Source organism: Candidatus Methanoplasma cognatum (assembly GCA_009777615.1).
Taxonomy (GTDB): Archaea; Thermoplasmatota; Thermoplasmata; order Methanomassiliicoccales; family Methanomethylophilaceae; genus Methanoplasma; species Methanoplasma cognatum.
This window is the reverse complement of record WRLM01000001.1, coordinates 115,971-131,974: the sequence shown is the minus strand read 5'-3', so window position 1 is coordinate 131,974 and position 16,004 is coordinate 115,971. Positions and strand designations below refer to the sequence as shown.

Annotated in this window: 13 protein-coding genes; 6 read left to right on the top strand and 7 right to left on the bottom strand. The window is 49.4% G+C overall.

What is annotated here, in order from left to right:
* Nucleotides 1–262 precede the first annotated feature (262 nt).
* A complete protein-coding gene (locus FWG96_00530; GenBank protein MCL2031753.1) occupies nt 263–1,324 on the bottom strand; it encodes a hypothetical protein in 1,062 nt (353 codons plus the stop codon).
* A 52-nt stretch (nt 1,325–1,376) separates the two neighbouring features.
* Nucleotides 1,377–1,766, bottom strand: a complete 390-nt coding sequence (locus FWG96_00525; GenBank protein ID MCL2031752.1) for a hypothetical protein — start codon at nt 1,764–1,766, stop codon at nt 1,377–1,379.
* A 320-nt stretch (nt 1,767–2,086) separates the two neighbouring features.
* Between FWG96_00525 and FWG96_00520 the strand changes: the two genes are divergently transcribed.
* Both FWG96_00520 and FWG96_00515 read left to right on the top strand, forming a co-directional pair.
* Nucleotides 2,087–6,187: a hypothetical protein gene (locus tag FWG96_00520; GenBank protein MCL2031751.1), complete on the top strand. Its 4,101-nt coding sequence runs from the start codon at nt 2,087–2,089 to the stop codon at nt 6,185–6,187.
* 233 nt (nt 6,188–6,420) lie between these two features.
* Nucleotides 6,421–7,044: a hypothetical protein gene (locus FWG96_00515; protein MCL2031750.1), complete on the top strand. Its 624-nt coding sequence runs from the start codon at nt 6,421–6,423 to the stop codon at nt 7,042–7,044.
* A 326-nt stretch (nt 7,045–7,370) separates the two neighbouring features.
* Here FWG96_00515 and FWG96_00510 read toward each other — a convergent pair whose 3' ends face one another.
* Nucleotides 7,371–7,814, bottom strand: a complete 444-nt coding sequence (locus FWG96_00510; protein ID MCL2031749.1) for a MarR family transcriptional regulator — start codon at nt 7,812–7,814, stop codon at nt 7,371–7,373.
* Nucleotides 7,815–7,817: 3 nt separating this feature from the next.
* Nucleotides 7,818–8,231: a hypothetical protein gene (locus FWG96_00505; GenBank protein ID MCL2031748.1), complete on the bottom strand. Its 414-nt coding sequence runs from the start codon at nt 8,229–8,231 to the stop codon at nt 7,818–7,820.
* Between the two features lie 323 nt (nt 8,232–8,554).
* Between FWG96_00505 and FWG96_00500 the strand changes: the two genes are divergently transcribed.
* The 4 genes from FWG96_00500 (at nt 8,555) to purL (ending at nt 12,905) form a co-directional block, all read left to right on the top strand.
* On the top strand, nt 8,555–9,130 hold the full coding sequence (locus FWG96_00500; protein ID MCL2031747.1) for a DUF998 domain-containing protein: 576 nt from the start codon (nt 8,555–8,557) through the stop codon (nt 9,128–9,130).
* Nucleotides 9,131–9,164: 34 nt separating this feature from the next.
* Nucleotides 9,165–9,530 (top strand): hypothetical protein, encoded by a 366-nt coding sequence (locus FWG96_00495; GenBank protein MCL2031746.1) that lies wholly within the window; start codon nt 9,165–9,167, stop codon nt 9,528–9,530.
* Between the two features lie 140 nt (nt 9,531–9,670).
* Complete coding sequence (locus FWG96_00490) at nt 9,671–10,327, top strand: DUF120 domain-containing protein (GenBank protein ID MCL2031745.1); 657 nt, start codon at nt 9,671–9,673, stop codon at nt 10,325–10,327.
* A gap of 274 nt (nt 10,328–10,601) precedes the next feature.
* Nucleotides 10,602–12,905, top strand: coding sequence for a phosphoribosylformylglycinamidine synthase subunit PurL (gene purL / locus FWG96_00485; GenBank protein ID MCL2031744.1), 2,304 nt, complete (start codon nt 10,602–10,604; stop codon nt 12,903–12,905).
* On the opposite strand, the gene FWG96_00480 is transcribed toward purL, so the two are convergent.
* Genes FWG96_00480 through FWG96_00470 form a run of 3 tightly spaced genes read right to left on the bottom strand, consistent with a single transcriptional unit; the run spans nt 12,906 to nt 15,943 of the window.
* On the bottom strand, nt 12,906–13,670 hold the full coding sequence (locus tag FWG96_00480; protein ID MCL2031743.1) for a methyltransferase domain-containing protein: 765 nt from the start codon (nt 13,668–13,670) through the stop codon (nt 12,906–12,908).
* Nucleotides 13,671–13,674: 4 nt separating this feature from the next.
* Nucleotides 13,675–15,078: a proline--tRNA ligase gene (gene proS / locus FWG96_00475; GenBank protein MCL2031742.1), complete on the bottom strand. Its 1,404-nt coding sequence runs from the start codon at nt 15,076–15,078 to the stop codon at nt 13,675–13,677.
* A 4-nt stretch (nt 15,079–15,082) separates the two neighbouring features.
* The gene (locus tag FWG96_00470) at nt 15,083–15,943 is read right to left on the bottom strand and encodes a ribose-phosphate diphosphokinase (protein ID MCL2031741.1); all 861 of its coding nucleotides are present in this window, start codon (nt 15,941–15,943) and stop codon (nt 15,083–15,085) included.
* Nucleotides 15,944–16,004: the final 61 nt, after the last annotated feature.

Sequence of the window (16,004 nt, the reverse complement as noted above, 5' to 3'; positions counted from 1 at the left end):
GAGTGACCGATATAAAAACTGATGTGTCATTACCCCTATATGCTAATATATGGTCAAATAAAGAGGAACAGAACAACGACAGAATGTCCCTATGAGATGAGAATGCCAGCAAGATGTGTCGAGCCATCTGAGGGCTAAATGAAGTGCGTAGCAGGTTTTTAAGTCGAATAAGGGGGCCCCATCACCGAGGCCTCCTCTTCTGGGAACTGCATTGTCCCAGTACAGTACGACGATCCGAACCCTATTGCCAAAGCAAATTGTATCAGGGGCTTGGCCACAGCATTAGAAGAAATAAAGTCGCGACTGAATACAGAACAAGGGACATATATAGTATCCTTTTCCCCTGCTGTTCTGCCACCTTTGCTCCTTCGGCCTTTCCAGAATCATATAGGTTTTGGATTTTACCTGCTTTCACCGAACCAAATATGGCAGTGGGCATAGATATACTTAATAAAATAATCATAACCCAAAGTGTTTCATTAGCCCTGTCCCCAGTGTATGTAAAATAGACGATTGCTGCGGCCCCACCAATAATCGTTTGTAGTATGAACATTGAATATGCAAGAAAGTACATACTCTTCGCCGCAGTAGCACTGTATGCGTAAATTCCGCGTAAATGAAGAGGGAGATCATTATTGCCTCTATCCCCTCCCCAATGCGCAAACCTTTTGCCACGATACGCCACATACATCAGAATGGGCCCAAAAATGACCAGATTGAATGATACCCATGACCCTGGCAGAGAGTATTTCGCCCCGTAATAAAAAATTGCCACACCTATTGGAACTGCAAGCGCCCCAATCATCACATATAGATTTGCCCTCATGTCGCTTACATTTATGCGAACCTCTGATTTCGCATTGAACACGACCACTGCAGAATATTTTGACAAAATATTCTCACTCATTGTGTTGGAAAAATCGACCCCCAATTCTTCAGCATATTTTCTCTGATCTGACTCCTTCAGATTTTCGACATTTGCCACCGTTGCTCTCGCTTCTTTTTCATATCTATTGTTGAACCCCAATATCAGCTCGTTGGTTCTGTCTCTCCAATCTGGATTTTTTTCGATAAAGAATTCTGGGATGTCAATAACCAGTGTTGCATGTTTGAGGTCATTGTTATTATCAAGGAACTTGGTAAATTCTTTGTTGTAAGAAGACAATGAGTACTGGTGAACAATAATGACTTTGCTGTATTGAGCTAAATCTACCTTTTTGCTACTACCTATTACCTTCAGCAATTTCCCTGATGTGGCTTTGGCCAAACTGGCTAATAGTGCCGTGTTAATCGAATATTTGGAACATATTATTGCAGTGGTCATTTACCTCGATCCGAGCATGTTATTAAAAAGATAATAGGTTTAAGGCAGGTCTTTACTTTATCACGTTCCACGGCGTGGAAACTCCCGTTGCGGACCCTACCACACCGACTGCTGAAGTGGTTGCATCGTATGTGCCCGTCAGGAAATCTGCTGCACCAATGAGAGTCTTCCCAACATTAGACCCTGCAGTCCACATAGTCCTTATTCCGCCGGTAATACCAATGCCTGTAGCTAAGCCAACCACTGTACATGCAATATTTATTCCATTTGCAACGTCTTGACTTATTATGCCGTGATCGGCTAAATAATTGGCCACGACGCCGACTACAATTGCAACTATGCCCACTAAAAAGTTCAACCACCCGCCATCGTATTCCATCTCGTCTTCAGACAGCTCGGCATACGTTGCCGGCATCTTCATTTCATAAAGACATTCTGTCATTCGTCCTGTTTCTCCTTTTTGCCATATATTGGCCTATGGATGTACATGCATTATGTATATTTATATTGGTCGCTCGATAGGGCTTTCAGGAAATTCTATGTGCTCAGAGTTTTCGGGAAACTTTGAACGCACAAGGTTTCACCAGAGCCATATGGGGTCAGACTATATATACCATAAGATTAGTTATTACTATTAATTATTGAGATTGTAATAAAAGAAGCTAGGGCACATCAACAATCTGTGGGAATGATGACTATGAAAAGAATAACATCTCTATCAACAGAAGTTACATTCTCCATCAAACCAACAGGACGGTTTAAATGAAGAAAGAAGCAAAAGGAAATACGGCACTTGCATCCGCATTCGTGTTGCTTTGCGTCTGTCTATTAGCTGTTGCAGGTAACACATTGGATAGATTAGATGCTTCTCTTGGTTCAGATGTCTATTTCACACAATACGCGTTGAATTTCGGAGGTTCAAACAGCGATGGATTCGCCTCTGTGACCGCAGTGGACGATGGTTTCGTAGCAGTCGGTCAATCCGCTCAGACCTCATTCGGCGATGGCAACTGGACCGACATTACAGGAAAAGGCGGTTACGACGCCATCATTGTGAAGTATGGTCTCAGCGGCGATGTCATCTGGAGTAAGAACTTCGGAGGATCGGGCAGTGATCAATTCAATTCAGTGATCGCCGTGGACGGTGGCTTCGTAGCAGTCGGTAATTCTGAAGAGACCTCGTTCGGCGATGGCAACTGGACCGGCGTTACAGGAAAAGGCGGTTACGACGCCATCATTGTGAAGTATGGTCTCAGCGGCGATGTCATCTGGAGTAAGAACTTCGGAGGATCGAGTGACGATCAATTCACTTCTGTGACCGCCGTGGACGGTGGCTTCATAGCAGTCGGTCAATCCGCTCAGACCTCGTTCGGCGATGGCAACTGGACCGGCGTTACAGGAAAAGGCGGTTACGACGCCATCATTGTGAAGTATGGTCTCAGCGGCGATGTCATCTGGAGTAAGAACTTCGGAGGATCGGGCAGTGATCAATTCACTTGTGTGACGGCCATGGACGATGGCTTCATAGCGGTCGGTAATTCTGAAGAGACCTCGTTCGGCAATGGCAACTGGACCGGCATTACAGGAAAAGGCGGTTACGACGCCATCATTGTGAAGTATGGTCTCAGCGGTGATATCGTCTGGAGTAAGAACTTCGGAGGATCGGGCGACGATATATTCACTTCTGTGACAGCCGCGGACGATGGCTTCATAGCGGTCGGTAACTCTGAAGAGACCTCGTTCGGCAATGGCAACTGGACCGGCATTACAGGAAAAGGCGGTTACGACGCCATCATTGTGAAGTATAATGCAAATGGTAACTTTCTGTGGGGAAAGCACATAGGTGGGTCGGCAGCAGAAATTTTCAACGGCGTTACCGTCGTGGATGATTGTTTTGTTGCCGTTGGTTATTCTGCAGAGGCCTCATTCGGCAATGGTGATTGGGCTGGTCTCGAAGGGAGAGGCGGCAACGATGCAATCGCTGTATTATATAGCGTAGATGGCGACGTCCTATGGAAAAAGAATTTTGGCGGATCGGGTCAGGAAATATATTTTGGAGCATATACGATGGCTGATGGTTTTGTCGCCGTTGGTGTTTCTCAAGAAAACTCATTCGGCAATGGTGATTTTACAGGTTTAACGGGAAGAGGCAACAATGATGCGATATTAGTCATTTATTCTCTATCGGATCAACCGCCGACATACTCTGTGACGTACAATCTCAACGGCGGCACTGGAACAGCTCCTACAAAATCGCCCATGATTGCAGGTGCAACATTCCAGGCCGCAGCAGCATCAGAGATCACACCCCCATTGAACAAACAATTCAAAGAATGGAACACGTCAGTCAACGGCGGAGGGATTTCATACGCGGTGAACGCAACAGTGACGGTACCAGATTTCAACCTGTTTTTATATGCAATTTGGGAGGATATTCCTCAAATTAAGATTACATCACAACCAGAGACTGCAACCGTCAGTGGACAGATGTGGTCATACACTCCGATAACCAATCCAGATGGAGCAACAATATCTGTCGTAGGGGCATCATGGGTTTCATCTGACGGAACGACAGTAAGCGGAACAGCGCCGTTACCCGCCAACGGATTGCTGGAATCATTCTCGCTTACCATAACCGCATCGAGATCTGGTTATATTTCAGCAACACAGAGCGTGATTATTACCGTTTTTTCAACTCAATTCGCACCGCCGGAGACCGCGTGCTTAAATGAGCTGTACACATACACTTTCGCCGTTCCTGTCACCGATACAAACAGCATAAGCTTGAGCATGACGCCGTTCCTGTGGCTCTCCTACAATATAAATGTCGTTGACAGCAATACTGTAAACATCACTGTCTCCGGTGTTCCACAGTTGAAGATGTATGTCGGCATAAAACATACAGTGACCATGACCCATGAAGGCGGGATGAACACATGGGATGTAACTGTGACTATGCCCACATACGCCGTAATATTCGATACTGTGGGCGGCAACGGGACGCTGACTGCAACTGTGGATGACATCAGCATATCGACAGGATCACAGGTCGATGATGGTAAAGATATAGTGTTCACTGCAACACCCGACAGCGGTTTCCGCGTGAAGGAGTGGAAGCTCGGTAACGTTGTCGTACCCGGCCTCAGTTCAAACACTTTCACAGTGCAGAAAATATCGGCCTCGGTTAGCGTTACCGCCGAGTTCGAACCGATGCCGCCATCTCACATAATATCCTTCGACGGTATTGGCAATGGAACTCTTATCGCAACGGTGGATGGGGCAGGCATACTGACCGGATCGCTGGTCGAGGAAGGCAAGGATGTTGTGTTTACCGCAACGCCCAGCAACGGTTTCCATGTGAAGGAATGGAAACTCGATAACATTATCATACCTGGTCTCACCTCAAACACCTTCACGCTACAGAATATTTCTGTCGCTGGCAACGTCACCGTCGAGTTCGAGCTGATGCCAACTTCCTATATGGTGTTGTTCAACAGCATCGGTAGCGGAACGCTGACCGCAACGGTGGATGGTATCGGTATAACAACTGGGTCACAGGTCGATGGGGGCAAGGATGTTGTGTTTACCGCAATGCCCAGCAACGGTTTCCATGTGAAGGAATGGAAGTTCGATAACGTTGTCATATCAGGTCTTGCCTCAAACACCTTCACGCTGCAGAATATTTCTGTCGCTGGCAACGTCACCGTTGAGTTTACATTGACATCGTCATCACATACAGTATTGTTCAACAGCATCGGCGGCGGAACGCTGACTGCAACAGTGGATGACATCAGCATATCGACAGGATCACAGGTTGATGATGGTAAAGATGTAGTGTTCACTGCAACGCCCAGCAACGGTTTCCGCATAAAAGAGTGGAAGCTCGATAACATTGCAATTACAGGTCACGCATCGAACACCTTCACTCTGCAGAACATCTCTGCAGTGGGAAACGTCACCGTTGAATTCGAGCAGATAATGAACACAGTCACATTCAACGTGAAGAATGGTACTGGAGGAGATATCACTGCGAAGGTGGGCAGTGCGAAGATAACATCAACTGTTCTGGTCACTATGGGATCTGATGTCATGTTCACCGCAAACCCGACCAATGGGTGGCAAGTGAAGGACTGGTACGTTGACGGTGTCTCCATCGGCGGCAGGACTTTTACGTACACAGTTTCAGACATCATTAAAGATACTACGGTCACCGTTGAGTTCGAGCAGATAATGAGCATAGTCACATTCAACGTGAAGAATGGTACTGGAGGAGATATCACTGCGAAGGTGGGCAGTGCGAAGATAGCATCAACTGTTCGGGTCACTACAGGATCCGATGTCGTGTTCACCGCAAACCCGACCAATGGGTGGCAAGTGAAGGACTGGTACGTTGACGGTGTCTCCATAGGCGGCAGGACTTTGACGTACACGCTCAAAAACCTTAGCAAAAACACAACTGTAACCGCTGAGTTCGAGTTGATGCCTCCTTCTCATGTGGTTTCGTTCAACAGTATCGGCGATGGAAAACTCGTCATGACTGTGGAAGGAGCAAGTGTGCCTGCAGGCGCATCGGTCGAGGATGGTAAGAGTGTTGTGTTCACGGCACTGCCTAACAACAACTTCCGTATAAAAGAGTGGAGGGCTGATGGCACTGTTGTGCCCGGGCACACATCGAGCACTCTTACACTACCGGATATCTCATCCGCCGCAGACATCACAGTGGAATTCGAACCAAATACATACGATCTATATCCCAATGCCGACAGCTTGCCTCTTCTTAAGATTGTAGGCTTTGTGCTCCTTACCGTATTGCTGATAATAGGCGTTGTGTATCTGCTTATAAGAATCATGCTGCGTGCATGATTGTTTGCACACGGATTTCAAGTTGAACAGGACATCCCGCTGTGTATGCGGTATCGGCACGAAAACAGTCAAGACGGCCATCGGACCAGGTATGCGAAAGTATTCTGCAGACATGCCTCCTGATTCAGGAGTTATGCAACGGAGTAGCAAATCTCAAAGCACATATATTAGTGATATAACCTCCTATCGGATATGATTGTGGCTATCTTTTCGTTTTGCAGGAGGTGTAAGGAATGGTTTCTTCTGAAATGATTGGAGTTATTGTCGGAATAGTTGTTACTATTGCGGCATCAATATACGGGTTCGCAAAGGGTGACTGGTCGCCGTTAGCGTATATGGTTTTTATAATACTCCTGGTTTTGCTTTTTTATAACGTCTTTAGTTGCTTTGACGACCGTCTGGACCCAAGCAACCGGACAAAATTATTCAATTCACCAAACGGGGATGTTGAGGTAGAGATTGTCTGTACAAAATATCTAATGGGAAATGGAGCCATCTATATTGATATTAACGAAGCAAGGATAGGAAAGATACACAGGGGCGGGTCGGCGCGCATCCTGCTTCCTGCAGGGACGAACCGAATATCTATTTACCGCAGTAAAAAAGCCATGGTGATCGAAGAAGGACTCGTGGAGAAGGGATGTTCCTTATTAGTATGGTCAGACAATTCTGTTTTCCCCAAATACCATGTGACCATCCTGAACAGAGACGCAGTCTTTGATGAGAGTGATTTGATGGCCTCTTATGAGAAGATCCGCAAATATAATATTGATTACACACGTCGAGGGGTACTTTTTGGAGTGCCCCCGCTGATAATGATGTTCCTGGCAATGAAATTCTTCTTTGGTCTTTTTTAACCTGAGTCAGACAGTTATAGGTGCCGAATAAGGCAACAGGCAGAATGTTCCTCTTAAGATCGTGATTATATCCCGCCTCTGATTTATATGTTTAGAGCAACTCAGCTTTCAGGAAATCATCACCTCCTTGAGTTAGGTTTGAGTCCGACAGCTGATCATATTGCATTTGGCCACGCAACGGCAGCAATCTCAGCACCGAATGACATCGGAGGACGGGGCCTTACGCTTACTTAAATAAATCTCGATACTCATGCTGAAACGTGTTTCGAGCGCAAATTTGGTATCTGCTTACTTGATACTTATGCATGAAGAAAAAAAGAGAAAACTTAAGCCCTTCTTTTAAGCTGACTAAGCAAACCGATGAAAACGGCAAGTGTTTCTTTATCACTGAAGAAAAATTCATTGTCTACAGCTTCAACAATCGGGTTTACGGTTTTGATTATTTCCTCCCCTTGGATTGTATTCAATATACGCTTTGCTCTCGTATCCGTCGGGTGGTTTTCTCTTGTGATAAGATTCTTCTTTTCTAATAGACGCAACGTTTTTGAAACCGTCATAACATCTATCATGGAAAAATCTGAGATGTCATTCTGCGTCACACAAGAATTAACCTCATTTAATTCATGCGTGACGGCCAGAATTACAAACTGTGTGTGGGTAATGTCGAATGGGCGTAGCGCGTCCTTTATTTTTCTTTGCCATAGGACGGATGCTTGCCAGAACAATAGCCCCGGACTTTCATTAGAATTTTGGAATTTCGAGTATTTCATCCATTACATCCTTGCGAGTTGAGATAGCCTTTCCATGTTGCCGGGGATATTTAATACAATCCCTTGCCCCATTCCCTGCAACTGTGCTTCATTTGGTCCTGTGATTGTGACAGTGTGTTTTAATGTGCACTCACCGTTTCCATCTTCGGAAATAAAGTGTCCGAATTGGACGACTATCTCTCCAAGTACTGATGAATTTATGAACACTTTACCATTTTGCACCTCATCTAACACAAAAGGCAAGGGGGGCATTTCCTTAATGTACATTGTGCCTTTGGTTCCTGTGACAAATTTGCCTTCCAGCACAACGTTTTGCATATCTGAATCCCATTCAGACCACTTGTTTACATTAGCATATAACTCCCATACTTTCTCAATGTTCATTTTTCCTCTGACAGTGTTTTCATACTGAAACATTTTTATTACCTCCAAATATTATTAAGCATACTTATATTAAACATGCTTAATATAATTTTCCCTTAATATTCATACCGAAGCGTGAGCAGTGTGGCAGAGGACAGCCCGAATTTCCACGGTTAATTTACATTTTATTGAAATACATAATACAGATCTAACCTATTTCTGAGGGATCCCTTCATCCTCTGCGGATAGTTCCATATGCAGTCCAATAAGAAGGCCCCCTCACTGAGACCCCATCTTCTGTCTGACCTCGACAGCTTGATTTCCTGAAGCTCTTTCCCAGCGTAAACATAATTAAACAATAAGCATGTTCAGGGGCTATGAAAATCTCAAAGGACCATAGTGTCGCGTTCGCCTGGTTCGGAATGATCGGGGTTGCGGCATTCATCATCGCATGGGTCTGCGCAGCGTCTATCGATACCGCCTGGGAATTCGGCGTCAACAAACTCTCTGAATTCGGGATCTCGGACACGGACGCGAGCCTTTACTTCAACTACGGCTGCATGATCACAGGCGCACTTGTTGCTGTGTTCGGGGTCGGATGCGCCGTATACGCAAAGAATATGGGCCGCGCCGTCGGCGGCGCTCTCCTTGTTCTCGGCGGGGTTGCCCTTGCCCTTGTCGGCGTATACACGATGAACGATGGGGATCTGCACAGCTTCGCTGCGGTGTCCGCGGCGCTGCTCATATTCTTGGCAATGATCGCCTTTGCGGCAGGGAATTGGATCGCGGACAAGAAGATCTTCGCGGGAATAGGTATCGTCCTCATCTTCTTGCTGGCCACCATGGCATTGGTCTTCGATGTTGCAGAGCTTGAGGCATACGGCATAATACTGGTAATGATGTGGTTCCTTGCTGAAAGCGTGAATATGGTCCTTTCAAGCAGGAAGGGTTAATAGAGATTACAATATTAAGAAGGCAGGTGTAAAAATGGAAACTGTACCTAAAAATGTAAAGATCGGCGGTGCGCTGGGATTGCTCGGCGGGGTTGTCGCCGTCGTTTGCATGGCCGTTTTCTTTGAGGCGGAGGAAAGTGCCCTTATGAAAATGGGCGCATGCATGCTCACGGCCGTCATGTTCTTCGCTCTTGCGGGAGGGTTCGCCAAAGGCGGGCAGTGGTCCTGGAACGTACTGCTGCTGATGACCTTCCTGACGATAGGCGCGGCGGGCAGCTCGGTCATACTTGGAGCGATAGACCTTTATGTCGGCGTGATACTCGTTGTGATAGGCGTGCTGATCGTTGCCAACCTGGCCGTACCGGCGTCTAAGAACTGGGCGGACAGAATAAGGATTTGAAAATGTGCCCGCATGGGCATTACCACTTTTAAATACGGCCTATATAACTAGGTTATTTGTGGTTTATAAATTGCTTATATAGTGCCACTCTCTTTTTTTTCATCGGGTACGTTTAAATTCTATGCCTTACATACATAACTGTGGACTCAAAATACACGTTCGCTTTAAGGAAGATCGCTCTGCTCGGCGGGATAGAGGACTATGTCGTCCTCTCTTCAAGAGAACTGGGCGATGCCTTGGAGATGAGTCAGCAATCCGCATCGAAAAGAATCTTGGAACTTTTGGACGAGAAACTGATCATAAGGGATATGGGCGCGAGAAAACAGCGCATAAAGCTTACTCCCAAGGGGATAGACGAGATCAAACAGGAATACAGCGAATACCGAAGGGTATTCGAGGTGGATGATCAGATCAACCTGCGCGGAGTAATCACCGACGGTATGGGGGAAGGCGGTTATTACATATGCCAGATCGGTTATATGGCCCAGTTCGAAGAGAAACTGGGATTCAAACCGTACGAAGGTACACTCAACATAGTGATCGACAGAGAGGATGTCGGTAAATTGGACATTATCCGAAGTGCACCCGGGGAGACCATATACGGCTTCTCAAGCGAAGGAAGATCATTCGGAAAAGTGACCGCGCACAAAGCGAGGATAAGAAGCATCGAGTGCGCGGTAGTTATGCCCGAAAGGTCGCATTACGATAATGTGATAGAGGTTGTCTGCCAGTACCATCTGAGAAGAACGCTCAGCATCGGGAACGGCGACCATGTTGAGATCAAGATAAAGGTATGATCACCAAACACAGATGCGATATGCCGCCTCCTTCCCCATCGGATGGTCCTTACACCGGCTAGTGGATACCTGCGGTTCTGTAACCGCCGTCCTGTCACCGGAAGGATTATCAGTAGCTGTAGCACGCTCGGTGTTTGCCATGATCTGTGAACAAAACATATTAAAGCGTTAAATACATCGCTCCGAACGGGTGTGTGACGTTGTACATTCGGACGGCTTCCGGAACTTTTGGGATACGGCCGTCAAGGTGCGCTCACAGCGGCATGGTGATGTTATGGCTTCTATAAAACTTACAGTAAAACGCAAAGCTCCTTTCCAATTGTATGATATAAAAATAAGGGACGCCGCGGACAGCGACCTCGAGAAGATCTCGAAGGACCTGGGCCTGGGCCTTTCGCTTGACGAAATGAAGACCGTCAGAGAACACTTCGTCAAGGAAGGAAGAGACGCCACCGACATAGAACTGCAGTCTCTGGGACAGGCCTGGAGCGAGCACTGCTGCTACAAAAGTTCCAAGGCTGTCCTGAAGGAATTCGTCTTCGGCATCGACCATCCCGACGTAATGTCACGCGGCGACGCCGGGATAATGAGATTCGACGGGAGACACGGATACGCGCTGAGAATAGAGAGCCACAACCACCCTTCGGCCGTAGAGCCGTACGGAGGCGCCGCGACCGGCGTCGGAGGAATATTGAGAGACGTCGTGTGCATGGGCGCGGAACCTGTGGGCATCATCGATCCGTTCTGCATAGGCGAGATCGATACCGAGAAAAAATTACCAAAGGGAACCATACATCCCCGCGAGCTGCTCGAAAGGGCTGTCAGCGGAGGAAAGGACTACTGCAATACGCTGAAGGTGCCTACGGTCTCCGGCGCATTCTTCTTTGACGAAAGATACACCGGGAACTGCCTGATAAACGTCGGCGCGCTGGGCATCGTAAAGAACAAAGAGCTCAGGAACAACTTCGTCGGCGGCCCCGGAGAGACATTCATATTATGCGGCGAACCGACCGGACGGGACGGCATACACGGAGTGAACTTCGCATCCGCCGATTTTTCGGCGGCGGCGGAGAACAAAGGCGCCAAACACGGCGTGAGCCCGATACCGAAACGTTTCGTACTGGCCGCCTGCCTTGAAGCGAACAGGGCCGGCCTCATAACGGGGATGAAGGACCTCGGCGGCGGCGGACTGAGCTGCGTGGTCGGCGAGATGGCGCTGGGAGGAAAGTGCGGCGCCGACGTGGACCTTGAAAAGGTCCCGCTTAGGGAGAAGGGCATGGCCCCGTGGGAAGCCTGGGTATCGGAAACACAGGAGAGGATGATGCTCGCCGCGAAGGAAAACGACGTGGAGAGGATCCTTAAAATATTCAAGAAACGCAACGTTCCGGCGACGGTTGTCGGAAAGAGCACGGACACACAGCGCACAAGGATCTTCTGGGAGGGCGAGTTGATATTCGACATGGACCTGGAGTTCCTTACCGGCGGCCCTGTCTACAACAGGCCCTATACAGAACCAAAGGTGTCCACGAAAGCGGAAGAAAAAGTGCCAAAGCTGCCGTCCAACAATGAGGTCATGACCGCTTTGCTGTCCGACCTGAACATCGCTTCGAGGGAATGGGCGATCAAACAATTCCGGATGAAGGGTAAAAGGACCGCGTCGGGGCCCGATGCGGGGGACGGGCCGGGCGACGCAAGCATAATCACACCGGTAAAGGACTCTAACAAAGGCCTTGCCGTGGCCGTGGGCTGCAACCCATGGATCGTCTCTGCCGATCCGTACCGCGGAGGTATGGGGTGCATCGATGAGGCATGCCGCAACTTAGTGGCAACCGGAGCGAGACCCCATGCATTCACTGACTGTCTGAATTTCGGTAACCCCGAGAGACCGGACCGCATGGGAGAGCTCAGAGAATCCGTAAGGGGACTGGGAGAGGTCGCGCGTCATTTGGGGATCCCGATACCATCAGGCAACGTAAGCCTTTACAACGAATCATCCAACGGCGTCTGCATACTGCCGACCCCGATGGTCATCGGCACGGGATTGATCAAGGACAGCAGGAAGGCCGTCACTGCGGACCTTAAGGGGAAGAACAATCTGTTGTTCCTGGTCGGCGAGACCAAAGATGAGATGGGCGGCTCGCTGCTTTTCCGCAAGTTCGGAGGCGCGGGCGGCGATGCCCCCGGCGTAGACCCTGCCAACCTCAAGAGGCTTATGAGCAGGATGCTAACAGCTATGGACAAAGGATTGGTAAAAAGTTGTCACGACTGTTCTGACGGAGGGTTCGCTGTCGCCATGGCCGAGATGTGCATCGCCGGCGGCGTAGGCGCTGACATAGACCTTTCGAAGGTCAAAGGCACTGAGATGGTTAAGTTGTACTCTGAGAGCAACACAAGATGGATCGTCGAGATCGCTAAGGATGATGAGGCCGCGTTCAAAAAGATCTTCGGCAGGAAGGCTGTCCGCGTCGGAACGACCGGCGGCGCGCGTCTGAAGATCAAAGAGGCATCGGTCAATCTGTCCGTCAGTGATATGAGAGCCGTATGGAAGGAGCCGCTGGGAAAGATAATGAACGGCTGATCAGCCTGATGTCTTCCTTCCGAAGATAAGATATCCCGTATGTCCCAGCATTTCGAATGACGGCCTTACGCCTCCGGGATGGACCTCCAGGCCGCGCTGTATGTTCTCCAGCGCGTATACCTCTGCGAACCCTTTCTCCCTGAGGGCGGCGACCGCCGTCTCCGCCTGGTTCATGTTCGGAACATATGAGCATACGCGCCCTCCCGGCCTGAGGTTCCCGCAGAGGTTGTTCAAAGCAAGCCAGGGGTCCGGCATGTCCATGACGAGCACATCGGCCGTTATATCGACCTTAGCGCATCTGGCGTCGCCTATCGTATACTTCCAATATCTGTCCAACCCTGTGCGTTTCACGTTCTTAAGCGCAAGCTTTGCGTTCTCCTCTTTGAATTCCAGCGTATGGACCGTTCCGGCGGGTGCTACGGCGCTCAAAAGAGCGGTTGTCAGCCCTCCGGACCCCGCGCCGACCTCCAGCACCGTATCGCCGGACCTTATTCCGCAATTGAAAATGATCGTCGCCGCATCCTTCGGAGTGATGATCTGCGCCCCTCTGTCCAGAGATTCCATGAGTTCGACGGCGCCCGGCCTGAACACAAAGTAGTCCTTTCCGACGATGCTCATCTGCGACCCGTCGTCCAGGTCCTTGAATCTTACTCCGTCAACGGTCCCGAGCGACGCTATCTTCAGCATCTCATAGGATACTTTCAGCCAGATCCTCTTCCCGGACCTGTCCACGAGGTATACGGTCTCGCCTTCCTGAAAGGTCATGTGATCACATCGTACGGGCGGCCAGCGTAGGTTGTCCGGCATCCTTGCCGCAGATGATGCAGCTTCCTTTGTACCCTTCTTCCGCGGGGTATGGGGTACCGAGTATCTTCATGTCGTATGTGTCTTCGAACTTGTGGCCGCATTCCTCGCAGCCGCACCATCCGAACCTCAGGATCCTCCCCTCCGGTATGCTGTCTAGGGAATCGATCTCTTGCAGTTTGGACATCTGAGACGCCTTTGCTTTCTCCAGGAGCGTGGAGGATATCATATTAAGAAGAAGCTTCACTCCGTTTCCCGCGCTCTTCAGCTCGATCTGTCCTTTTTCTCCCGTGTCCCTTCTGGCAAACGAGACTACGTTCTTTTCGATGTCTCTTCCGCCTATCTCCAGCCTCAGCGGCACTCCTTTGATCTCCCAGTCGTAATATTTGCTTCCGGGCCTTGTGTCTCTGTCGTCAAGCTTTACCCTTATGCCGTGATCTGAGAGATCTTCCGCGAGCGCACGCGCGGCCTCCAGCACCTGTGTGCTGTTGTCTTTTGAAAAGATGGGTATTATCACTGTCTGGAAAGGCGCTATGTCGGGCGGCATTATCATCCCCTTGTCATCAGAGTGAGCTCCGATCAGGGCCCCGAGCAGCCTCTCGCTCATGCCGTAGGTCGTCTGGTGCACATGTTTGTGTTCGCTGTTCTCATCCTCATAAGTTATCTCATACGGCTCGGAGAAGTTCGTGCGGTAGTGGTGTATAGAACCGATCTGCAGCGTCTTTCCATTCGGCATGACTGTGTCTATTCCTACGGTGTAGTACGCGCCGGGGAATTTGTCCCATTCGGTCCTGACGGAAAGGAAGTACGGCAGGCACAGCCTCTTCGCTATCTTTGACAGCATCTCGACATCCTCTTCGATCTGCCTCTGCGCGTCCTCCTCGGACGCGTGGCAGGTGTGTGATTCAAAGAAATGTATCTCCCTCACTCTCATGAAAGCCCTTGTCTGCTTCGTTTCATAGCGGAAAACGTTCACGATCTGGTAGACCTTCAGCGGAAGGTCCTGGTGCGACCTCACCCAAAGGGCGAACATGGGGTACATCGCTGTTTCCGAGGTTGGCCGCAGCACCAATCTCACGTCAAGCTCGTTCAGCCCGGCGTGGGTCACCCAGTATACCTCGGAATCAAACCCTTTGATGTGGTCCTTCTCTTTTTTGAACTCGGTCTCCGGGATCATCAGCGGGAAACAGACCTCATCGTGATGCGTCGCATCAAGCTCCTGCCTGATGAAACGGTCGATGTTGCTCATCGCTTTCCAGCCATAGGGGGTCCAGACGTTCATTCCCTTTATCGGGTATCTTTTGTCGGAGAGGTTTGCCTTCTCCACTATCTCCAGATACCAGTCGCCGAAGTTGTCCTCTTTCTCCAACGGATCACCAGCTCTCTTTCAATGCATTGGATATTATGCCGGCAACTGATATGTGAGATACTTCGTTCTCAAGAGTATTGCAGCAGAGGACCGCTTCCAAAGCATTGCCGGTGAGCCTCTCCAAAGCATTGCTCACGAAAAGCCCGTGCGTGCATACGACTGATACGCTCTTGGCCTCGGCCTCCCTCAAAGCCTGTTTCGCGGCCACAATGGTGCCGCCTGTGGATATCATATCGTCAACGATAAGGATGTTCTTCCCCATGCAGTCCATCTGCGCGGGAGATATCTTCACCTCCGATCCCGAAAGGCGCACTTTCTCAAGATGATCGTACGGTACTCCCATCATTTCGCCGACGGCCTTTGCTCTGTCCTTTGCCCCAAGGTCCGGAGAGAGTACCAGATCGATGTTCTTATTTCTGAAGTAATCTGCGATCGCGGGCGCCGCTTTGAGGTCCTTGTGCGGACATTTGAAGTAATCCAGCACGGATTCCTTGTGGATGTCCACGGTAAGAACGCGGTCGCACATCAAGCCCAGATGATTTATCATCACCTTGGCGCTTTCCGGCTCTCCGGGCTTGAACACCCTGTCCTGTCTGGCATATCCGAAATAGGGGATGACTAGCGTCACTCTTTCCGCGCCCATTTTCTTCACCGCATCCTGCAGCAGGAACATCTCGATGAGGTTGGAGTCGGGATAGGTGTTCTGCACTATCACCACATCGTCGCTCAGAGACCCTATGTCGATCCGTGTGTAACATTCACCGTCCGGGAACCTTGTGGTCGCCGCCTGCACATATGTGCATCCGAGTGTGTTCGACAGCTCCTTAGCTAGATCTCTGGATGACGACCCGCCGACTATTATCATAATGCCCTGATTCCTTTGATATTATAATTGAATTTGCATAAGGGACGCAGAATCCGCGATT